We start from the raw sequence: 23,040 nt of genomic DNA, 5'->3' as shown, positions 1-23,040 counted from the left end.
TGAGGTTTTGATGGCTACAGATTTAGAGTGGGAAAAAGAAATGATGAAGCTGCTCGGTGAAGAAGTTGTTGTGTTTGATATGGCTACGAGAGAGAAATTATCAAAGGATTATTACTGGTATTCACCAGTGCTTGATAACCGATTGAAGGACAATAAACCGGCTGATGGAGTTGCTCTGCCTCGTAATGAAGAGGAGGTGGCTGCCGTCCTTGCATTCGGGTACCGCTATCAGATTCCGGTGACGGTCCGGGGAGCGGGCACAGGCAATTATGGCCAGGCTGTCCCGCTGCAAGGCGGCATTGTGCTGGATTTGAGTCGAATGGATCGAATTTTGGAAATTGGAGAAGGGTTCGCTAGGTTGCAATGTGGGGTACGTCTTGGGGTGATGGACAAAACCGCTCGTGAAGCAGGGCAAGAAATTCGAATTTATCCGAGTACTTATGTAAAAGCAACAGTAGGCGGATTTGTAAGTGGAGGTTCCGGTGGGATTGGCTCCATTACTTATGGGAATTTATGGGACGGAAATGTTCTGGAAGCTGTCGTTTATACGATGGAAGAGACGCCGAAACGGTTAGTTGTCGCCGGCAAGGAATTATATGATTATATTCATAATTATGGAACGACGGGAATTATGACGGAGGTGACCATCCCTCTTGCTCCGCGTACGGAGTGGGTACAGGTGATTGCACAGTTTCCTTCATTCGAGCAATCCATGCGGTTTAGTGAAGCTTTGGCTAAAGATGGTGCCATACACAAACGTTTGATCAGTCCAATGGAATGGCCTGTTCCCTCGTACTTCACTCCGCTTAGCAAAGTCATTGAATCGGATATGGCGGCGGTTATGCTGGAGATTGCCGATGGTCTGCTGCCGGAGGTTGAGGTGCTGGCGCAAAGCTATGGAGGTCATATCGGGCATGTGATAGAATCGGAGAAATACCGGAAAACGATTGGGGTTTCTGACTTTACTTGGAACCATACAACGTTGTGGGCAATGAAAACCGATGCGACTTTAACTTATTTACAAGCTGGTTTTAATTTGGGCTCCTATATGGAACAGATGGATTTAATTAAGAAGCAATTTGGGGATGAGGTGCTCTTTCACTTCGAGTGGATTCGCAGCGGAGGGAATGTTACGCCGACTTGCTTGCCGCTCGTTTTTTATAAGAGTGAGGAAAGGCTTTATGAAATTATCGGCTATTTCGAATCGATCGGTGTAAAAATTTTCGATCCTCATACATGGGTGTTGGATAACGGCGGGCGCGGTGAAGTGGGAAGTATGGAAAGAAGAAAACGTCAGAATGACCCGCAGGGCCTGCTTAATCCAGGTAAAATTAATTATGTCATGTAAGTGGGAGGGGAATTATTATGGCCATGGATAAAGCTTATGCGCAACTATTTGAAGGAGAAATTTTTCCGCCTCGCGAGCGTGCAGGTTGGACTTATAGAATAGATGAAGGTGTGATGAGCGGGGGCGCCCTTAATAAATTTATAAAGCGTGTATTGCCGCCGCTAATTGCTTTTATCGTCTTTATTGGGGGGTGGCAGCTGGTTGTTGCTTTGCTGAATATTCCTGTCTACCTTGTTCCTAAACCTACGGATATTGTAGGCGCGGCTATAGCCAATAGGCATGATCTCTGGGTTTCAGTTTCTACAACGACTATAGAGGCGGTAATAGGTTTTTTCTTAAGTGTTGTGTTAGGGGTGTTGGGTGCAATACTGCTGGCCAGCTCGAAAATGATTGAGCGGAGCGTGTATCCTTACGCCATTATTTTGCAGACCATTCCAATAGTAGCGATTGCTCCTCTTATCGTCATTTGGTTCGACGCGGGCATGAATGCCATTGTTATTATTGCTTTTCTTATCGGTTTTTTTCCGATGCTGTCGAATACGTTAATCGGCCTGAATGCAACCGATCATAATATGAGCAATTTATTTTACCTGTACAATGCCAATCCATTCCAGACGATGTGGAAGCTGCGCATACCTGCTGCATTGCCTTATATAGTAGCCGGATTAAAAATTTCCTGTACGCTATGTGTGATCGGAGCGATTGTCGGTGAGTATATTGCCGGAATCGGCGGAGATGCAGGTGGGCTTGGGTATGCGATTACGTATGCGGCAGCTCGTTTGAAAACGGCTTATTTATTCGCTTGCGGGCTATCGGCCTCGGTGCTTGGCATAGGCTTCTTCTTGATAGTTAATGCTTTTGCAAAATGGATGTTGAGCTCCTGGCATGAATCGGAAATGAGTAAGGAAAATTAAAAATGATGCGGTACGAAAAAGAAGGTGAAATTTATGTTGGATTTGGTGTTCCGCAACGTGCTTCTTCCAGAAGGGACGCAGTCTAGGCTGGTGGATATCGGACTGCGTGATGGGAAAATTGCTCTAATTGGTGATGTTCCCCAAAAAGCTTCCTTGCAGGATGTGGATGGTCGAGGGTTGCTGGTGCTGCCTCCGTTTATTGAATCTCACATACATCTGGATACGGTGCTGACAGCTGGGGAGCCTGCGTGGAATGAGAGTGGTACTCTATTTGAAGGGATTGGCTTGTGGCAGCGGCGTAAGCTAAGCCTGACTGTGGAGGATGTGCTCAGGCGTGCGGAAAGGGTGCTTCGACTTCAGGTGTCGCACGGTATTTTGCACATACGCACACAGGCTGATATCTCAGATCCGAAGCTTGTCGCTTTACGTGCGCTGCTCGAGCTTCGTGAGCGAGTTAAGCCGTATGTCAATTTGCAGGTGATTGCTTTTCCTCAGGATGGGATCCGAGCTTGTCCGGATAATGAACACCGACTTGTGGAGGCGCTTAAGCTTGGGGCGGATGGAATTGGTGCAATTCCGCATATGGAGCCGACTCGCGAGGAAGGGATAGCGTCGCTTGAAGTTTGTTTTCGGATCGCAAAGGAGCATGGATGCTTCGTTCATGTTTTCTGTGATGAGATAGATGATGAGCATTCGAATTTTATAGAGACGGTAGCGCATCTCGCCATGACTTCAGGATTGCGGGAACGGGTCACTGCGAGTCATGCCAATGCATCTGCTTATTATGGAGAGGCGTATTTTCAGAAGTTGCTGGGGTTGTTATCCCGTTCTGGCATTAATGTAGTCTGCTGCCCTTTGATTAACAGTGCCATGCAGGGAAGATTAGACAGCTATCCGAAGGGGCGCGGTATTGCCAGAATCAAAGAAATGTGGCAAGCGGGTGTGAATGTTAGTATTGCTCATGATGATATTCAGAGCCCTTTTTACCCGCTCGGTACAGGGAGTGTGCTGCAAGCGGCTAATATGGCGGCGCATCTTGCTCATATGACTGGACTTGAAGAGGTAGCTGAGCTTGTGAGAATGGTGACGGTACGTGCTGCCAAGACGCTTCAAATTGAAGGTGACTATGGAGTGGAGGTTAATAAACCGGCAAGTTTCGTGCTTGTGGATGCAACCGATTATGTTGATCTTATTAGGCGACAGCCGGTGTGTCGTTATGTTGTGAGTAATGGGCGTATTGTCGCCGAGACGCTCCCCGCGGTCACCAGCTTCTTTACATCCATAGGAAATGAATAAATTGTAATCAGAGCTGTCTGGTTTCTCTTGTAGAGAAGCGGGCAGTTTTTTTAGGTGTAGAAGGTTGGGAGGGGTGTAAATTAGAAAGTGAAGCAAAATGCGGGTTTGTTATGACAATTATATGTAAGATTAAATAACATATATTAAGTGTAAATATTGTAAATCTCACTAATTTTTCTTTAAAAAGACACATGATTATGCTGTTTGGAGGTTTTCTAGCTATAAAATGTGATTTTAATGATTGTTCTTTTCTCTATATCTGAATATAATGTTATATAAACTTACATTGGTTAAGACGATTTGTTATAGCATGAATGTTTTTTGAAATTCAAACTTGTAAGGGGGAGATCCGAATGAATATTACAGTGGAGCAGGCGTTAGGTATTTACCCGCTTTCTGAAGGCAAGTTAATTGCCGGTAGAGGTGGAGCTTCGCGGATCGTGAAATCAGTCAATGTAATGGATGCCCCTGATATTACAGAATGGATTAAAGAAGGCGAGATGTTATTCACAACGGCTTATATTATGAAGGATCATCCTGAGGAGGCGGTGGGGCTGCTCCGCAAGCTGGATGCCAGGGGATCTGCGGGACTTGGCGTCAAGCTGGGCCGATTTTGGTCCAGTATTCCTGAGCCTATCGTCGAAGAGGCGGATCGGCTGCAATTTCCTCTAATAGAGCTCCCGTTTCAGTTTACATTTTCCGATCAGATGAGCGGCTTGTTCTATGCCGAGATGGAACGCAATACACGTTCGCTCCACAAGCTGCTTGAAAAACAAAAGAAACTGATGCAGTTCGCGCTGAAATCCAGCTTTGAAACGGATTTTTTCAGTAAGGTGCTCGCTATTATCGGTTATCCTTTTGCAGTGGTTAGCTCCCGTGGTCAAATGGTTTTTAATGCAACTGCTTATCCGGATGGTCAATTGTTAAAGCAATGGCCCTGGCACAAAAAGGATCAGTGGGTCCGTACCGAATATGGGGGGCATTACCGGATTTCACTGGATTACAAGCAAGAGTGTATAGGATCGGTGTTGTTCTTTCCACCTGAAACGCTCCTTATGAAGGAGGAAGAGGGGCTGTTCCATCAAACCTCGGAAATGATTGCACACCATATGAGTTATATTTTTAGAGATGCGCTTGAGCAGTCTTTGAACAAGGATTTGGGGGAGTTGTTTACCCGTTATTTAAAACAAAATATTCCAATTGAGATGCTGGCGGACTATGCGGAGGATTTGGGCATTCGAGTGCTGGGAGGGGCATTCCAGTGTGTATTGACAAGGGTTAATGCTGATGACAGAGATGGCCGGCGAAAGCTGATAGTAAAGGAGATTCGGGAGGAATACGAATACAATCCTGTGTTCCGCGATTTGAGTGTGGTGCATTTTCTCGTGGAAGAAGGGGTGTTCTCGATCTTTGGGGCAGACACGTTCGAAAATGCGGGTAAACTGCCTAATTTATTGACCCGATCCTTTGAATTTATAGTGAATAAAAGTATTCTGCCGCAAATTCAGCTGTCGGTAAGCGCTAAGAAAATGAAGCGGGAAATGCTGCGCCAAGCATATCTGGAATGCTCCGATGCGTTGAAGCTGTCAGGGAGGCTCGGGATGACGGATCGGATTATCCAGTTTGGTTCCATTGAGCTGGCGTATGTTTTTCAGCATGTGACCAAAGAAAAGATGAAGGCTTACAGTGACGAGGTGTTGTCGGAGCTGCTGGCCAAGGACCCTGATTATTCACAAGAGATGCTGCGAACGCTTGAGGTGTTTTTGGAGCATGACGGTCAAGTTAATGAGGCGGCGAAGCATTTGTTTGTACATCGGAACACCGCGGCTTATCGATTGGAGAAAATCGGAGAGATGCTGGGGGTCGATTTTAAAAAAATTAACGATCTGATGAGGCTGAAGCTGGCGTTCGTCTTTCGAAAAATGCTGGAAGAGAAGAAATAAGGTTTAGACCTGAAAGCGGATTTTATAACAAAGGGGGAGTTGTTATGGATTTACATGATTTGCTTGACTGCTGGGATAGGGAGAAGTTGGCGAGAAAAGCAGCTCTTGCAACCATCGTTAAGGTTCAAGGCCACGCATACCGTAAAATCGGTGCTTCAATGCTGTTGTTTGAGAATGGGGAGAGGGTAGGAGGCATAAGCCCCGGCTGCTTGGAGGCTGATCTCCATGAAAGGGTTGCAGAAGTTTTGGCGCTTGGAAGAGCTCTGTATGTTGAATACGACATGAGAAATGCGGAAGATTTTGCTTGGGGGGAAGCAATTGGCTGCGGAGGGAGCATTCATGTGCTCGTTGAGCCTATTACGGAAAAGCTTGACTTGGTTCTGTCTGCGGTAAAGGAGATGCTTGATCTGGGGCAAGTGTGCTTGCTGAGCAGGGAGTGGGATGCAGGAGGTAATGTTAGCTACAAGATTGAGCCTGCTGTTATGCATGGGTTACAAGCGGCAGCAGGAAGGACTTCGCTCCAGTTTTATTGTGAACCTCGCCCGCGGTTAATAGTGTTTGGAGCTGGAACGGATGCGCAGCCGCTGGTTGCACTTTCGAAGCAAGCGGGGTTTCGCGTTGTTGTGGCTGATTGGAGAGAGGCGCTTTGCTGCAGTGGAAGATTCCCGGAAGCATGTGAAACGGTCGTTGGATCCCCCAATGAGTTGGTTGGGAAGCTGCGAATCAATGAGAATGACTACGTTGTAATAATGAGCCATCAGCTGGAACGGGATCGTCAATGCTTGGAAGCACTATGGCCGCTCTCTCCTCGGTACGTAGGTCTTCTCGGGTCGAGGACAAGGGCGATACAGCAGCTGGCAGGGCGCACGCCGCCGGCTTGGCTCAGGTATCCGGTAGGATTGCCGATTCGAGCTCAAGGTCCGGTTGAAATTGCGATTAGCGTAGTTGCGGAAATGATAGCTGTCAAGCGTAAAGCAGTTGATTTGGGTCGAGGGGTGAACGCATATGGGAATCAAAGTAACGGGAGTGTACTTGGCGGCTGGACAAAGCCGGCGTATGGGGGTTCCGAAGCTTTCTATACCGCTCAACAATAAGGGGAAAATGGGCGGATTTGCGATTGCCAGAGCTTTGGAGTCCGGGCTCAACCGTATTGTAGTAGTTTTGAGAGAAGCGGGGCTGCCTGATTGGCTGCCCTATCAGGAAGATGATTCAGTGCTGCAGTATCAGTGCAGCTTTGTTGTAGCGGCAGAAGCTGAGCGAGGGATGGCTTACTCGCTTCAAGCGGGCTTGCAAGCGGCGGTGGAAGAGGATGTTCCTAATGCAATCCTAGTGGTACTGGCAGATCAGCCTTTTATTAATACTGAGATGCTGGACCGTTTAATCCATGTTTTCGAATCGGATCCTTCTCTTGATTATGTTGCTTGTGGTGATAAAGGAGTGGCAAAACCTCCGGTGTTATTAGCAGCTTCTATGTTTGATGCTTTGAGAGGGCTGAAAGGCGATGAGGGTGCACGTAAGCTCCTGCTGCAGCCGGAGTTTCGGGGAAGGATGCTGGAGGAGTCGGATCGAAGACTTTTTGTAGATTTGGATACTCCTCAGGATGTAGAAATGTATAGCTGTATCGATAAATAATTGAGTGTTTGTGTAATGTAATATGACGCTTTTCTTTGGAATATTGGATATTTTACAAAAACTATAGATCAAATTGTTATCGAATACGAATGTTTGTCATATTTATTGACGTATATATAACGCGTTTGTATAGTTTAGATACCCAGTTGCTAAGGAGGGAAATCAAATGGCCATGGAACTGTATTCGAATCCTGAATTTCCCAGGCAAGTATGGCAACCTCGAACAATTGTGGAGGCATGGCAGTTGAAGCAGCAGTTCGCGGAGCAGGCTGTATTTGTATCCGGAGGCACTTTGCTAAGAACGCAATGGGAATCTGGAGCCTTATTGCCGCCTCAGCATCTCATTAGTCTCGAATCTCTCCCTGAATTACACGGTATACAGTCGGATCAACAAGAAACTCGCATTGGCTCGGCTGTCACATTGGCAGCTTGCTTGCGGGATTTAAGGACACCGGCGCTATTGAAGAATGCCTGCCTGAATATTGCTGCACCGTCTATACGAAACATGGGCACCTTGGGCGGGAACATTATGTCGACTGTTGGAGACTCTCTTCCAGCCTTATTAGCAACCGATGCCCGCTTGGTTTGGTTTAATGGGCAGAACATGATCACACAAACAACAGCAGAATGGCTGCAGCAGCGACGAGCAGCTCTTTTAACTAAAGAACCCAGGTTGCTGCTGCAAATAATAGTTCCCAGGATAGCTGCAACGGATGGTTTCGTCGATTCTTTTTATGAAAAGCTGGGCAGAAGAGAAGCGTTTTGTCCCTCCGTTGTTACAATCGCAGGGGAGCTTCATACGGATACAGAAAACAACATTCGAAGCATTCGCTTAGCCGCAGGCAGCGCTGCATCGATGGCAATGCGGCTAACGGATGCGGAGGCCTTATTAGAAGGACAACAACTCAGCCTCAGGCTGATCGAATATACTCACCCATTAATTAAGCAGCAATTTAACGGAGGCGCGGATGCTTTTGCTTCGAACGAGTACCGGAGGCAGGCCGCTGCAAATATGATTGCAGCTGCTCTATGGAGCCGGATTTCCAGTCAAAACCGCTGAGAAGGGAGTGAGCGCTATGCTGCTTGATAAAGAAACGGCTGGTTCAAGGTGGCATGTCCGGCCTGATGGAATTGATAAAGTGGCGGGTAAGCTCACCTACTTGACGGATATGAGGTTACCGGATATGTTGTTTGGCAAAATTTTGCGGAGCTCTCATCCTCATGCATGGATTCTTTCTATAGATACTAAGCGTGCGGAGCAGCTTTCGGGAGTACACGCGGTAATTACTTACAAGGATGTTCCCGGAATGAATTTATTCGGTATAGCTACTCCCGATCAGCCGGTGCTTTGCGAGGATCGTGTTCGATATATCGGAGATGCAGTAGCGGCGGTTGCGGCTGAAACTGTGGAGATAGCGGAATATGCCCTTTCATTGATTGATGTCCTATATGAACCTTTGCCGGTAATAGATAGCCCTGAAGCGGGGCTGCATCCGGATTCGCCAAAGCTTCATCCGAACGGCAATGTGCTTCACCGGACTGAATACCATCGGGGCGGCGCTATGGATGCTTTTGCAGAATGTGCTTATGTAACAGAGAACACATACCGGACACCCCGCCAAATGCATGCTTATATGGAAACAGAGGGAGGACTGTTCGTACCTGAGAAGGATGGCGGATTAACGGTATACGCTCCTACTCAGCACGGATACAAGGACAGGATGCAGCTATCGCGCATTCTTGCGATTCCGGAATCCGCAATACGTGTCGTTTCCAGCCCGATTGGCGGTTCGTTCGGCGGCAAGGATGAATTGAACGTGCAGCCGTATGGAGCACTGCTTGCATTCAATAGCGGCCGTCCTGTCAAGCTGCATCAATCGCGCTTTGAATCGGTGAGAGCCGGATTGAAACGGCATCCGATGACCGTCACGATGAAGACGGGCATGGATAAGGATGGCAAGCTGTTGGCACATACGGTACAGATTGTGGCCGATACTGGCGCTTATGCGACACTGGGCGCTCCGGTGCTTAACTTTTCCACTGAGCATGCGCAGGGTCCCTACCGTATCCCTCATGTATCTATAGAGGGGGTATCCGTCTACACCAATAATGGTGTATCGGGTGAGTTTCGCGGCTTTGGGGGCAATCAAATCATCTTTGCCCTTGAAGGACAGATGAACCGTTTGGCAGAGGCCGCGGGACTTGATTACTGGAAGCTAAGAAGTCTGAACCTTCGGGAAAGTACTGATCTTGGACCGTTCGAGCAGCGTATCGTACCTACGGATGGAGCACGGCAGGTGTGGGAGTCGGTGGCAGGCTCCGAGCTTATGAAAAAGCGTGCATCCATAGATAAGTCAAGTCCGCCGTGGATACGGCACGGAGTTGGAGCTGCCATAGCTATGCACGGGTCGGGGCTTGGATACGGATTGCCCGATCCTGCCGGGGGTCGCCTAAGACTGAACAGGCAAGGTCTGATTGAAGCATCCTTTGGCTACGAAGAATTTGGGCAAGGGCTTATTGCTACCTTACAAATTTTACTTATCGAAAGATTCGGCTGCGGTAAAGAGGATATTGAAATTGTAATTGGCGATACAGCACGTGTTCCGCATAGCGGATCAAGCACGGCTTCACGAGCGACCAGTATGATGTGGCAGGCATTGGCTCGGATGGGTCCTGTGTTTTCCGAAAAGCTGCTGGAAGCCGCTTCGGAGCTGACTGGCATCTCGGCGGCTTCGCTGACAACCGGCTTGGGCGGTATTTGGCGCAAGTATCCGGAGACAATGGAGCAAGACCGAGATGAAGCTGCACAAAGCAAGCAGAACATCGAAGCAGGAGCCTTGATCGAGTCTCAAACCTGTTCCAGACCGGTCATTAGCTATCGTGAGCTTGCGGAGCAAACTGAAGCCGAGTCAATCGAGTGTGAGTCGCAATTTGATTTTCCAACGACTCCCGATGAAATATTTGGAGCTCATTATTTGCATACGTATACGGCAGTGGCAGTCGAAGTAGAGGTCAATTTGCTGACCGGGAAAGTAAAAGTGACGGATCAATACCATGCGGTTGCAGCCGGACCTGTTGTGAATCCAATGGGGTATGTAGGGCAGATTGAAGGTGCCAGCAGCATGGCTCTTGGATTTACATTATCGGAGGATGCTGTAATGAAGGATGGACGGTACCTGACGAATAACTTCGATACCTATCTAATTCCGACAATCAAGGATGTTCCGGACCACCTGCAATTGGATGCTATCGATGAGCTTCCGGAGGGAGATCCTTTCGGTCCGCGAGGTGTAGGAGAAATTGGTACGGTTGCCGTAGCTCCGGCTATTATTGCCGCCGTTCATCAAGCGGTAGGCAAGTGGGTTCAGCACCTTCCGATTGCGCCAGAGGAGCTAATGTCCGATCAAATGTTCAAGTAGGGGGAACGGCATATGATACAACCAATACCAGACAATAAGCTGTCCTTTCAATTAAACGGCAAGCCGCTTGAGCTGGATACATCGCCATCCCGTCGTGTCATCGATATATTACGGGACGATCTGGCCATGACAGGTACTAAAATTTCATGTGAAATTGGACGCTGCGGAGCTTGCATGATTTTGATGGACGGCCAACCGGTTAATGCTTGCCTAATGATGGCTTACCAGTTGGAGGGACGTTCAATCGTTACGATAGAAGGTTTGGCCGTTAGTGGCGAGCTGCATCCCGTGCAGCAGGCCTTTTTGGAGGAGGGCGGCTTTCAATGCGGGTACTGTACACCGGGGATGGTTATATCCCTTGTTGGCTTATTGGGTGCTAACCCTGCGCCAACTCATGATGATCTAACAGAAGGGTTATCCGGCAATATATGCCGCTGCACGGGTTACGGAGGTATTATGCGGGCGGCGGAGACAGCTGTGCGAAACAGCTGCAAGGCGGCGGGACCTATTTGAGTGGGAGATTAAAAAGGCAGGCTGGTCAAGAAAGGTGTGAAATCTCATGAAGTCTTATACCATCAACGAGCTGAACCGTATGAATCAGAGCTTATTTACAAAGACGCTGGGAGATATTTTTGAGCATTCCCCTTGGGTCGCCGAAGGAGCCTGGGCCTCCCGGCCATTTGAGGATAAAGAGCAGCTGCACGAAGCTATGCTAAACGTTGTAAAGCAAGCTCATGAGGACAGGAAGCTGAAGCTGATCCGCGCTCACCCTGATTTGGGAGGGCGTTTGCAAATGAGTTCAATGTCGGTAAATGAACAACGGCAATCCGGACTATCGGATCTTACAGTGGAAGAATATGCCGAGTTCCAAGCTTGCAATACAGAGTACACCCGGAAATTCGGGTTTCCGTTTATTATCGCGGTTAAAGGGAAATCCAAGGCAATGATTTTGGAAGCGATGAAGTACAGAATAACATTGGAAAAAGAAGCCGAAAAGCAACAAGCGTTAAGACAGATCGCCGACATCACCCGCTTTCGTATCAATGACCTGATAATTACTAATAACGGAGGGGATCAACCCATGGAGACTAGTACAGCTAAACGAACTATGCATTATGGAAAAGGGGACGTATTGGTTTATCGCACATTTGCAAAACCGCTTCGTGTTCAGCCGGTGCCTGAATCCACTTATACGGGCACGGATAACGTTATATTCGCCTTAAATGTCAAAATCTCTGTATGGGGAGATATTCTCCTGACCTCGTTTACGGAAGGGGACAACACCTCTGTTGTAGCTACAGATTCGATGAAAAATTTTATTTTACGGCATACGGCTGATTTTACTGGAAATACGGTTGAAGCTTATTTACGGCATATGGCAACCTTGTTCATGGACAAATATACCCATCTAACAGGCATTGAGCTGTCTGCTGAGCGTATTCCATTTGATTCAGTAAGGGTCCCATTGGGGGAAGATTCTTTCGCAGATAGTGGGCTTGTTTTCAGGCATTCCCGAAATGAGAGCGGTGTGTTCACTTTTAAGATGGAGCGTGGAGAAACGGGTTACGAAGTTTTGGGACATTCCGCGCTGTTGTCCAACCTGCATTTGATCAAGGTGAAAGGCAGTATGTTTGCCGGTTTTGTACGCGATGAATATACTACGCTGCCGGAGAGCTTTGACCGTCCTTTATACATTTATCTTAATATCGGCTGGGAGTATGCGGATTATGAAGATGCAGTGGGCGAAGGTGAGGCTAAGTACGTGGCTTCTGAACAAATCAGTGATATTGCCCACACCCTGTTCCACCAGCTCAAGAGCCCTTCTATTCAAAAGCTGATTTATGATATAGGCTTGCGGATTTTGGAGCGGTTCCCGCAGCTTGGCAAGGTTTGGTTTGAGTCCAATAACCGGACGTGGGAAACGATTGTTGAAAATGTTCCCGGCTCTGAGGGCAGAGTGTATACCGAGCCTCGTCCTCCTTATGGCTTTCAAGGCTTTTCTTTGACGCAAAGCGACTTGGAGGAGGCTCGCAATGTACTGGAGGCCGCTGCTTCGGCGGAGCTCAAATGAGCGGACGGCTAACGACTCATGTATTGGAGCTGTCAGCAGGAAGACCTGCACAAGGAATGCGGGTAGCCTTGTTTTACTTTTCGCAAGGAGGAGCGGCAGTCGAGCTTCAAGAAGCGGTAACGAACAGTGATGGACGTCTGGATGGACCGCTTTTAAGCGGAGAAGGCATGGTAGCAGGTTCGTATGAATTGTTGTTTTATGTGGGGGATTATTACCGGAATAAAGGTATAGGGGCAGGGCAAGCAACAGAATCACCGATGTTTCTGGAAGAAGTCCCGATTCGTTTTCAAATAAGTAATGTAGAACAGCATTATCATGTCCCGCTGTTGGTTGCACCTGGAGGATATAGTACCTATCGAGGCAGTTAATTTCTTGGGAACGAGGAGGGGAAGCCGATGCTGGATTTAATAATTACCGGAGGACTTGTTGTATTGCGCAATGAGGTCAAGCGTCTGGATATCGGTGTCAAGGACGGCAGGGTTGTCCGGCTGGAAGAAAGCTTGGTTGACGAGGCTGCTGCCCGGCACTATAAAGCTGATGGAAAGCATGTAATGCCAGGTATGGTGGATGCGCATGTTCACTTTAATGAACCAGCTATGGGGCATTGGGAAGGCTTTGCAACGGGATCGGCAGCTTTGGCAGCCGGTGGATGCACAACCTATATAGATATGCCGCTGAATGGTCTGCCGCCCACGGTGTCCGTGGCTGCAATGGAGAGCAAACTGAAGGCAGCTGCCGGAAGCTCCAGGGTGGATTACGCTTTATGGGGCGGACTTGTGCCCGGCAAGCTGGACCAGCTGAAGCCTTTGGCAGATGCGGGAGTTATCGGCTTTAAAGCTTTCATGTCCGAGCCGGGAGGTGAAGGCGAGGAACGGTTCCAGCGCGTAGATGACGTCACGCTGCTGGAGGGCATGAAGCGCATCGCCAAGCTGAATCGGGTGCTTGCCCTGCACGCCGAGGATGAGGCGATGACGGTTATGCTGGCTGAGCAAGCGGCCAGCAGCGGTAAGAGCGGCGCACTGGATTACGCCGCATCAAGACCCGTTGCCGCAGAGTGTGAAGCGGTGCGCCAGGCACTGCTAATGGCGGAGCACACCGGCTGTGCGCTGCACTTTGTTCATATCAGTAGCGCTGCAGCCGTGGAGCTCATTCATGCCGCGAAGGCGCAGGGTCTTGATGTGACGCTGGAAACTTGTCCGCACTATCTCACTCTGACCGAGGATGATATGGTGAATCTCGGCCCTGTAGCTAAGTGCGCTCCTCCCTTGCGCAGCAAAGAAGAGCAGGAGAAGCTGTGGAACGCTCTGGCAGCCGGGCAGATTGATCTCATTGCTTCCGACCATTCGCCAAGCCCGCCTGAATTGAAACGGGCTGAGAGCTTCTTCGAGGCATGGGGCGGAATTGCCGGAGCACAGAGCTCGCTTGAGCTAATGGTGGATGAAGGTCATATAAAGCGTGGACTTCCAATGCCGTTGATTAGTCGTTTGCTGTCTTTAAACCCTGCACAAAGATTCGGCCTATATCCTCGCAAGGGTGAAATCAACCTAGAAGCGGATGCGGATTTTGCCATCATCGATTTGAATCATTCCTACACATTAAAGGCTAACCAGTTGAAGCATCGTCATCCTCATAGCCCTTATGAAGGCAGGATGTTCTCCTGCCGTGTGAGTGCCACGCTTGTGAGAGGCGAATTCGTATATAACGCAAGCATGCAGGCTGGCGCTGGAGCGGATGAAATAGGAAAGTGGCTGCTTTATAGCTCTTGACTCCGAGTAATTCAAGTACTCGAAGTACTTCAAGTAACCCAAGTTGCTCCAAGCGTCAATGCCAATGCGGAAATGGAGGAATCTATGGAAAAAAGTATACATCAGGCTCCCTCATCCAAGGATGAACTCGTCCGCAGGTTTGCTTCGGAAGCTGCCAGTATGCTGGAGTGGTTAGCGCAATTCGGAGGTGACCCAGATGGAGGGGTTACTCGCCTTTTGTACAGTCAGGTCTGGCAGGAAGCGCAATCCGCATTACAGGATCATATGCTGGCTTCAGGACTTAGCCCCTATTATGATGAAGCGGGAAACCTGTTTGGACGAATGGAAGGAAGTCGGGCGGCAGCAGGGGCTGTACTAACGGGCTCCCATATCGATACTGTGCTAAGTGGAGGCCGTTATGACGGGGCTTACGGCATTGTGGCGGCTGTTCTGGCCGTAAAGTATTTGAAGGAGCAGTATGGTCAACCGCTGCGTACAATCGAGGTCGTATCCTTCGCGGAAGAGGAAGGAAGCCGCTTCCCGTTAACCTTTTGGGGCTCGGGCAATGTGACGGGTTTGTTCTCAACACAGACTCCTCCTGAGGTTTGCGACAGCGAAGGTGTGACATTGGCTAATGCCATGTATCAAGCAGGCTTTGGATTGAGTCATTACCAGCCAGGCAATCGATCCGACTGGGCTGCATTTATAGAGCTTCACATAGAACAAGGCAATGTATTGGAACGGGAGCGTCAATCGATTGGAATCGTACAAGGAATTGTTGGACAACGAAGGTTTACCCTTGAGGTGACAGGTGAGTCTAATCATGCTGGCACGACTCCAATGGGCTACAGACGTGATGCATTATGCGGAGCAAGCGAAATGATCATTGCTATTCGTAATGAAGCGCTTAACTATGGTGATCCGTTGGTGGCTACGGTTGGTAAGCTTGAGGTTGTTTCGGGAGCATCCAATGTAGTGCCTGGATGTGTGAAATTCACTTTGGATGTCAGGCATACTAGTGAAATGGAATTGAATGGATTTTGCACGACTGTAATAAATAAGCTGCAACGAATCGCAGAGAGCTGCGGCCTCACTTTATCCGCCCAACAATGGATGGACGCTGCTCCTATCCTAATGAATACGGAATTAACGGATTTGCTTCAAAGCAGCTGTAATTCCCGGAATTTAAGCTTCAAAAAGATGTACAGTGGGGCGGGTCATGACGCCCAATTGTTCGCACCGATATGCCCAACAGCTATGTTGTTCGTTCCAAGCCATAAAGGGATTAGTCATTCACCGGCTGAATACACGGAACCGGCTGATCTTGGTGCAGGAATCATTGTGCTGCTGGACCTGCTCTATTCACTAGCATACAAGTGAGAGAACCAATGGGGCATTCTCGAACAAACTATACAACGGAATGTTCATGAAGTATTTTTTGCGAAACTATGTAGGGGGAAGCGGAATATGAAAAAATACAGAGATCTAGCCCCATCCTTACGAATAATTATGACCCCGGGACCGGTTGAGGTTGATCCGCGCGTTTTGCGCGCCATGTCGCTCCCTATTTTGGGACAGTTCGATCCTGAATTTACAGATATTATGAATGAAACTATGGAGATGCTCAAGGAATTGTTTCAAACGAATAATCGGTGGGCTTTTCCTATTGATGGGACATCGCGTTCGGGTATTGAAGCGGTGCTTACCAGCTTAATCGAACCGGGAGACCGGGTACTGGTGCCGATTTTTGGACGTTTCGGCCATCTGCTGGTAGAAATTTCAGAACGATGCGGCGCTGAGGTAATAACGATGGAGCAAGAGTGGGGACTTGTATTTGAGCCCGCAGCTATCATTGAACGCATCAGGGAAATACGTCCTGATCTAGTTGCAATTGTGCATGGGGAAACCTCTACTGGCCGAATTCAACCGCTTACCGATATAGGAAAAGCTTGCAGGGAGCTGGATGCGTTACTTGTGGTTGATGCAGTGGCTACTATTGGCGGAACAGAAGTGAAAACAGACGAGTGGATGCTTGATGCTGTAATAGGCGGCACCCAGAAGTGCCTGTCGGTTCCGGCTGGTATGGCGCCGATTACTTACAATGAGAGAGCGGAGGCTAAAGTGCTGAAGCGCAAAAGGATTGAGCGTGGACTTCGGGACCCTGGCGCATCTGGTTTTGCAGAAGGGGCTGTAGTGCGGAGCAATTATTTTGACTTGAGCCAGCTTCAGGATTATTGGAGCTCAGCAAGGCTGAATCATCATACGGAAGCCACCTCCATGCTGTATGCACTCCGTGAGGGACTAAGACTTGTGCTGGAGGAAGGCTTGACAGAACGCTTTGCTCGCCATTCCTATCATGAGCAAGCGCTAATTGCTGGTATCGAAGCTATGGGACTTGCGCTCTTCGGCGACCCATCCTGCAAGCTCCCGGTTGTTGCTTGCCTACTTATTCCGGATGGAGTGGACGGTGAATCTGTCAGAAGCATGCTTCTTCAGGAATTTGGAATCGAAATTGCAAGCTCGTTCGGCCCTCTAAAAGGGAGAATATGGAGAATTGGAACCATGGGTTTTAGCTGCAATAAGAAAAATGTTCTGCTGACTCTTGGAGCACTCGAAGCTGTGCTGCTTCGTCATGGCTTTCAAGTGTATGCGGGCCAAGCGGTTCAAGCTGCTCTTGATGTGTATGGGAGGGATACTCGATGAATAATATTATGCCTGTCGCTTATCGAGGCATGGTTGCTTCGCCGCAGCATTTGGCCAGCGTTGTCGGCTGCTCGATTTTGCAGCAGGGGGGCAATGCATTCGATGCCTCAGTTGCTGTCAGTGCGACACTAGCAGTCGTCTATCCCCACATGACGGGATTGGGCGGAGACGCCTTCTTCCTCATCTATGATGCAAAAAGCGGTGAAGTGAAAGGATTTAACGGGAGCGGTCGTTCGGGGAGTCAGATATCACCCGGGTTTTATTTGGACAAAGGGTTGAAGGCTATCCCGCAGCGCGGTGTACTAAGCTCCATTACAGTCCCGGGTATGGTTGATGCGTGGTGGGAGGTATGGTCCGAGTACGGAAAGCTTGCCTGGGAAAAGCTGCTGGAGCCAGCCATTGCATATGCGGAGAAAGGTGTACCGGTTTCCCGGGATTTGCACCGGTGGATCGTTAAGGATAAAGAAATTCTTATTACACAGGAATCAATGCGGAGCACGTTCATGCCTAATGGCGTACCGCTTCAAATAGGAGAAAAGCTTCTTCAGCCCGAGCTTGCAGATACATTAAAAATGATTAGTGATGGAGGCAGGGAAGTCTTCTATAAAGGCAAACTTATGCAGCGCATAGTCGATGCCATGCGCAAGGATGGAGGAATCCTCATCGAGGATGACTTCCGTTCCCATCGCGGCGAATGGGTTAAGCCGGTCTCAAGCACTTACCGTGGCAGCACCATTGTCCAGATGCCTCCTAATTCGCAAGGTTTTTCGGCACTCATGATGCTGAATATGCTGGAACAAACGGAATTATCCGAAATTCCCCGGCATTCTGCTGAGTTTTACCATTTATTAACGGAAGTAGTTAAGAAAGCGTTCAGTGACCGCGATGCCTATTTGACAGATCCTGATTTTAATGAAATTCCATTGGATCGGTTATTGTCCAAAGAGTATGCAAGAACGCTTTACCGGAAAATTCAGCTCTCCCCTCCTGAGGGAGAAGCATTCTTATCCAAGGCTATGGGCCAAGATACAGCTTATGCGGCGGCAGTCGATGATGAAGGCAATGCGGTGTCCTTTATTCAAAGCTTGTATTATGATTTCGGAAGCGCGTATACCGCGGGTGATACGGGAGTCATTATGCAAAACCGCGGTTCTTTTTTTTCATTGGACTCGAGTGATGTAAATGCGCTGGCTCCGGGCAAACGAACCTTCCATACTTTAATGCCAGGAATGGTTTTGCGTGAAGGAAAACCCTTCCTGCTTATGGGTACTCAGGGCGGTGAAGGGCAGCCGCAAACTCAGCTTTCGTTGATAACCGGCGTGCTCGATTACAACTGCTCCATTCAAGAAGCCATTGCATTGCCTCGTTGGGTGTACGGACGGACCTGGGGGGTGGACAGCGATACGTTGAAGATGGAAAATCGCAAGCTGGACTCCACGATTAATCAACTCCGCGCGTGGGGGCATAGGGTCGAAGTATTAGAAACATGGGACCCTGCAACAGGGCAAGCCCAAGGGATTATGATTCACCCAGACGGCCAATTGAGCGGGGCGGCAGATCCGCGGGGAGACGGTTTGGCGATTGGATGGTGACTGAATAATGATTATCGGCTGCAAAGTAGCGGGTTGCCGGGCTCCATCGTAGCGTTGGCTGATTAGTGTGTGGGGACGATGCAAGCACAATTATAGCTGAAAGAAGTCAATCCATGACGGGTTGGCTTTTTTTACGGCCAGAATTTATATGTTAGGGGCTCCCCGCAAAGTATCTGAATCAACTTCGAAGCAAAACCCCACTTTGTGGGGATTTTTTTATATAGACACAGATATGGGAAAAAGTGTAGGGTAGGAAGGAGAGGAATTTTCCAAAAGCTGGGGGGATAACTATGCACTTCGGTTTGCAGTCGATGTTTTACAAATATACTTGGGCAAAAAATTTCTGGGATCAAGGTCGCAAGGATACAGCCGTTTATAATATGAATTTATGTTGCAATAGAAGGGATAGTGCAGCTCTACAGGCAGTAGTTTGCTCGGATGTTGAAGATTTTGTGCTGGCGGTTAGTAAGGATTCATTTTTTTGGAAAGGGGGGCCGCTCAAAATCGTAAGGATGGAGCTTGAAATGGAAGGCTCGTTAACCTCCGAGGTAAAGCTTGTCGGATTCATCGAAGACGATGACCGGTCGCTGAAATCAGACGTGCTTCTGGAAGACCGTCATATCTTCGTGAGCAAGCGGCAAATACAGCAGGTCTGGCTTGAATTTGAAGCGGGGGAAAATACGCCGGCTGGAAGTTATGAGGGAAAGCTCAAGTTTTATTCGCATACGCTTTTTGAGGATGAGGTACTGGAAAAGGAGCTTACCTTTACTGTTACTGTAAATGAGGAGCAGCTTCCTGAAGCAAGGGATTACACCTTTTACCTCGATTTATGGCAGCACAACTGTAACATTGCACGAAAATACCAGGTGGAGTATTGGTCTGATGAGCATTTTGGTATTCTGGAGCAATATTTGCAAAAGCTGGCTGATCTGGGACAAAAGGCGTTGTCCGTACTTATCTCCGAGTCTGCTTGGAACGGCCAGCAGACCTACCTCGACAGGGAGCCTCATGATTTATTTGAATATAGTATCGTGCCGGTTCGCAGAGCATCGGATGGTACATTCTTCTATGATTTTTCATTCCTTGACCGTTACATAGCTTTAGGTGAAAAATACGGGATCACTTCGGAAATCGAAATATTCGGACTATTGAACAACTGGCAATACCCGGATGCCGGGTATGGTGCCATTGTAGAGGGGTATCCCGATGCAATCCGAATTCGATATTACGATGAAGCTGGCGGCTGCTACCGGTTTATGAGGGAGGCGGCTCAGGTTAAGGATTACATTTCGGCGCTGGAAACACATTGTGTGGAGAAAGAGTGGATAGACCGCGTCAGGATTGTTGCCGATGAGCCTGCCGACTGGGAGCTGTTTCAGCAAAGGATGACCATTCTGAGGGAAGCTGCCCCGGCCTTTTCGTACAAGACGGCTATCAACCATGTCGAGTTTATACGTAAAGAGGCAACAGGTATTAAGGATTACGTGCCTTTGTTCTCTGCTGTTGTGACGGAATATGAGTATCTTCAAAGCATGCGTCCGCTCATTCCCGGAAAGCTGGTATACTATGTATGTTGTGAGCCTTCCAGGCCAAATACATTTCTGAAATCTCCCTCTATCGAGGCGCGTGTAATCCCGTGGATGGTGGAGAAGCTGAAGTTGGATGGATTTTTGCGTTGGAACTACACTGCATGGACGGACCGGCCGCTTGAAAATATAATTTGCCGTCCTACGGTGTGGCCTGCTGGTGATACGAATTTCGTGTACCCCGGGCCAAACGGGAAACCCCTCTTATCATTGCGATATAAGTGGCTTCAGCGCGGGATTCGCGATTACGAATTCATGCAGCTGCTCAAGCAGTCCGGACGTGGGGATCAGGTCGAGAGGGCGCTGCAAAAAGTATTTCGGTTTCAAGAGATAAGCGATCTTCATGGGGATTCCGGAATTCCGTCCCAACAATTGTATAGCTTTGAACCGGATGATTATGATGAACTGTACCGTTCAGGACAAGGGAATTGAAAATGAAGAGAGGCGTCTTCATTCTATGCTTGACTTGTCCACAACGATAGGACGAAAAGGAAACGGGGAGCCATCGGCAGGCGGAACGACGATTCGTTATTTGTGGTTTTTGGTATGAAAACGTGCCCTTAGCGGAACGACAGTACCTTATTTCAGCATATCTGCGTCTATATGGCTGCAAATAGCAAAATAAGGCATCGTTGTTCCGTAGTTGCTACGATATAGGGTCTTTTGGAACAAATAAGGCATCGTCGTTCCGTAGTTGCTACGATGGAGGGTCTTTTGGAACAAATAAGGCATCGTCGTTCCGCATTTGCTTTGATGGGGGGCTTAGTGAGTTGAACTTACTCGTTTGTCCGTACCTGTTAGCGCTCCTTCGAACATATCAATAATTTCTAAAAACCGCTCCGCTTCCCGGAAGACATGATCCGCCAATAATGGATGGATAATGCTTTTAATTTTGCATTGATTAATTAAATCTCTAGCTGTTTGCTTGAAATCACGCAATGCTTTTACAGAAACTCTGTTTTGGTCTAGAAATTGATTTAAAAGAGGTTGTGTTTGGGATTGTGGCCGCATCGAATCCAAGTCCTGTGCCTGGAACAGTAATTGATCAAAATCATGGCTAAATTCTCGAGCCTGGTCAACTAGCTTGCGCTCTGAAGGATCCAGAAGATGCCCAATGAATTTGGCGTGATCAGCCATGATTTTTAAGAAAAACACATTTTCATCAATAATAGCATCCTGCAAGGGCTCCAATTTCCCTTGGTTAAGCTCCACCAATCGATTCCTGAAATAATTCGCTTCTCGGCTTGTATGATCTACTAATAAGGGAAAGTTATTTTGTCCGGGAAGCTGACAGGTTAATATAAGTCCTAATATTTTTCTTTTAAAAGCCCAAATATGAGATGCGGCCGTGTGAACTTCGATGTTGAATTTTTGAATAGTTGTAGGATCTGTATCCACACCAAAGGCGTGAGAACGCTGCTCAATCCCTTCGAACAATTTATAAAAATAATTGGCTTCATTAATAAGTTGTGTATCTTCACAGCGAAAGCCTAATCTTAGAAAGAGCGAATGCTCCTTCATTATGCGGGACCAAAAACGTATTTCATCAATAGACCGTATTACAAATGCATCCGGCACATGTATAACCTCCAATTAGTTACGTTTTTAATACCGTATGCTGGCTATTTATTAGTTATACGAACAAAAAGACGAGGGAACCATTCCCCTCATCTTTCATTTCATCTCAAATCATATTCCTCTTTTAGATATTCTCTATTTTCTAAATGCTTCTCTCTGGTTACTTCTTCTCTTTGATTTCCTTTAAGGCCTGCTCCACGAATTTGCTCTCCATCACTTTAGATGTGTCCAGCTTCTTGTTAATGGCTCCAACTGAGAAAAGGAAGTCTGCCTGTTCTTGATGCGCTTTGGCAAACTCAGGTGTTATTGGAGAAAGGATTGGCTCGGAATTTTTCAAAACAGTGCTAATAATTTCTTTGTCCAGCTTTTGCGATTTGACCAAATCATCGGTTACTTCATCCAAATGTCCAACGTAATAAGTACGCGCTTCCTCGTAGGCTTTCAGAAATGCCACAGTCAGATCGGGATGCTCCTGTGTAAATTTAGTTCTAGCAACGATAAAGCTGGGCGCATTAATATTCAAGTCTTGTCCGCTAACCAATATTTTGGCCCCTGTCTGGAAAACAGCCGTTGCGGCATACGGTTCCCAGATCGACCAAGCATCCAGAGCCCCGCTGTCTAATGCAGGTCTTGCTTCGTCAGGCTGGAGCTGAATGGCTTTAATATCATCGCCCTTTAGCCCTCCTTTATCAATGGCCATGTAGAGAAAGTTATAGGCGCTGCTGCCTTTAGCCACCCCTACTTTTTTCCCCTTCAAATCCTTGAGGTCCTTGATTGGACTATTCTTCGGCACGACAATAAAGTTGCCTTTCTTACCGTCTGCTGTTACCGCAATCGCCTTGAAATCAACGTCCCCAGTTTGTCCGGAGACAACCGGTGTCCCGCCTACGGCTCCAAAATCCAGCCTGCCTGCCGTTAAAGCTTCAAAATGCGGAGGACCGCTGGCAAATTCGCTCCATTTGACCTCGGCACCGACTTTGGCAAAAGCTTTTTCGAAATATCCTTTTTCACGAGCGTATGGAAAAATACCTGTTTTACCTTGAACGCCGATATTCACGACAACCTTTTCCTTGGGCTTATCGCTTCCCGCTGCTTGGCTTTTTGCCCCTGCACCTGTTGCCTCCGTTTTTCCGCAAGCCGTAAGTACGATAAATGATAATGCCGTAATAAGTGCAAGCGATGAAATGGTCCATTTTTTCTTGTTCATAAGTTA

The 23,040-nt window shown here is 48.0% G+C and carries 18 protein-coding genes; 16 read left to right on the top strand and 2 right to left on the bottom strand.

The window, feature by feature from the left end; translation table 11 throughout:
* Window positions 1–10: 10 nt before the first annotated feature.
* The 16 genes from NV381_RS19295 to NV381_RS19220 all read left to right on the top strand — a co-directional run bounded on the left by NV381_RS19295 (window position 11) and on the right by NV381_RS19220 (window position 20,681).
* On the top strand, window positions 11–1,348 hold the full coding sequence (locus NV381_RS19295) for an FAD-binding oxidoreductase (protein ID WP_258214909.1): 1,338 nt from the start codon (window positions 11–13) through the stop codon (window positions 1,346–1,348).
* Between the two features lie 113 nt (window positions 1,349–1,461).
* Window positions 1,462–2,262 (top strand): ABC transporter permease, encoded by an 801-nt coding sequence (locus tag NV381_RS19290; protein ID WP_258215011.1) that lies wholly within the window; start codon window positions 1,462–1,464, stop codon window positions 2,260–2,262.
* Between the two features lie 33 nt (window positions 2,263–2,295).
* Window positions 2,296–3,558 carry an amidohydrolase family protein gene (locus NV381_RS19285; RefSeq protein WP_258214908.1) on the top strand — a complete coding sequence of 421 codons (1,263 nt, stop codon included), beginning with the start codon at window positions 2,296–2,298 and terminating at the stop codon, window positions 3,556–3,558.
* A 353-nt stretch (window positions 3,559–3,911) separates the two neighbouring features.
* On the top strand, window positions 3,912–5,501 hold the full coding sequence (locus tag NV381_RS19280) for a PucR family transcriptional regulator (protein WP_258214907.1): 1,590 nt from the start codon (window positions 3,912–3,914) through the stop codon (window positions 5,499–5,501).
* Window positions 5,502–5,545: 44 nt separating this feature from the next.
* Window positions 5,546–6,595, top strand: coding sequence for an XdhC family protein (locus NV381_RS19275; protein ID WP_258214906.1), 1,050 nt, complete (start codon window positions 5,546–5,548; stop codon window positions 6,593–6,595).
* The gene (locus NV381_RS19270) at window positions 6,507–7,133 is read left to right on the top strand and encodes a nucleotidyltransferase family protein (RefSeq protein ID WP_258214905.1); all 627 of its coding nucleotides are present in this window, start codon (window positions 6,507–6,509) and stop codon (window positions 7,131–7,133) included. The genes NV381_RS19275 and NV381_RS19270 overlap by 89 nt, the downstream gene beginning before the upstream one ends.
* A 166-nt stretch (window positions 7,134–7,299) precedes the next feature.
* Window positions 7,300–8,193 carry an FAD binding domain-containing protein gene (locus NV381_RS19265; RefSeq protein ID WP_258214904.1) on the top strand — a complete coding sequence of 298 codons (894 nt, stop codon included), beginning with the start codon at window positions 7,300–7,302 and terminating at the stop codon, window positions 8,191–8,193.
* 16 nt (window positions 8,194–8,209) lie between these two features.
* Window positions 8,210–10,552: a xanthine dehydrogenase subunit D gene (gene pucD / locus NV381_RS19260; RefSeq protein WP_258214903.1), complete on the top strand. Its 2,343-nt coding sequence runs from the start codon at window positions 8,210–8,212 to the stop codon at window positions 10,550–10,552.
* Between the two features lie 12 nt (window positions 10,553–10,564).
* The gene (locus tag NV381_RS19255) at window positions 10,565–11,065 is read left to right on the top strand and encodes a (2Fe-2S)-binding protein (protein ID WP_258214902.1); all 501 of its coding nucleotides are present in this window, start codon (window positions 10,565–10,567) and stop codon (window positions 11,063–11,065) included.
* Between the two features lie 46 nt (window positions 11,066–11,111).
* Window positions 11,112–12,623: a factor-independent urate hydroxylase gene (gene pucL, locus NV381_RS19250; RefSeq protein WP_258214901.1), complete on the top strand. Its 1,512-nt coding sequence runs from the start codon at window positions 11,112–11,114 to the stop codon at window positions 12,621–12,623.
* On the top strand, window positions 12,620–12,991 hold the full coding sequence (uraH, locus tag NV381_RS19245) for a hydroxyisourate hydrolase (protein WP_258214900.1): 372 nt from the start codon (window positions 12,620–12,622) through the stop codon (window positions 12,989–12,991). The genes pucL and uraH overlap by 4 nt, the downstream gene beginning before the upstream one ends.
* A gap of 27 nt (window positions 12,992–13,018) precedes the next feature.
* Window positions 13,019–14,389 carry an allantoinase gene (locus NV381_RS19240; RefSeq protein WP_258214899.1) on the top strand — a complete coding sequence of 457 codons (1,371 nt, stop codon included), beginning with the start codon at window positions 13,019–13,021 and terminating at the stop codon, window positions 14,387–14,389.
* Window positions 14,390–14,473: 84 nt separating this feature from the next.
* Entirely contained in the window at window positions 14,474–15,748 is a 1,275-nt protein-coding gene (gene allC, locus NV381_RS19235) for an allantoate deiminase (RefSeq protein WP_258214898.1), read from the top strand.
* 87 nt (window positions 15,749–15,835) lie between these two features.
* On the top strand, window positions 15,836–17,071 hold the full coding sequence (locus tag NV381_RS19230) for a pyridoxal-phosphate-dependent aminotransferase family protein (protein WP_258214897.1): 1,236 nt from the start codon (window positions 15,836–15,838) through the stop codon (window positions 17,069–17,071).
* The gene (gene ggt / locus NV381_RS19225; protein WP_258214896.1) at window positions 17,068–18,663 is read left to right on the top strand and encodes a gamma-glutamyltransferase; all 1,596 of its coding nucleotides are present in this window, start codon (window positions 17,068–17,070) and stop codon (window positions 18,661–18,663) included. The genes NV381_RS19230 and ggt overlap by 4 nt, the downstream gene beginning before the upstream one ends.
* 290 nt (window positions 18,664–18,953) lie before the next feature.
* Window positions 18,954–20,681: a DUF4091 domain-containing protein gene (locus NV381_RS19220; RefSeq protein WP_258214895.1), complete on the top strand. Its 1,728-nt coding sequence runs from the start codon at window positions 18,954–18,956 to the stop codon at window positions 20,679–20,681.
* Window positions 20,682–21,011: 330 nt separating this feature from the next.
* Here NV381_RS19220 and NV381_RS19215 read toward each other — a convergent pair whose 3' ends face one another.
* On the bottom strand, window positions 21,012–21,827 hold the full coding sequence (locus NV381_RS19215) for a DUF2935 domain-containing protein (protein WP_258214894.1): 816 nt from the start codon (window positions 21,825–21,827) through the stop codon (window positions 21,012–21,014).
* A 160-nt stretch (window positions 21,828–21,987) separates the two neighbouring features.
* On the bottom strand, window positions 21,988–23,034 hold the full coding sequence (locus NV381_RS19210; protein WP_258214893.1) for an aliphatic sulfonate ABC transporter substrate-binding protein: 1,047 nt from the start codon (window positions 23,032–23,034) through the stop codon (window positions 21,988–21,990).
* Between the last annotated feature and the right edge of the window lie 6 nt (window positions 23,035–23,040).

It is taken from the genome of Paenibacillus radicis (ex Xue et al. 2023) (genome assembly GCF_024722015.1).
Taxonomy (GTDB): Bacteria; Bacillota; Bacilli; order Paenibacillales; family NBRC-103111; genus Paenibacillus_S.
Note: the sequence above shows the minus strand (reverse complement) of the source record. Positions and strands in the feature narration are given on the sequence as shown.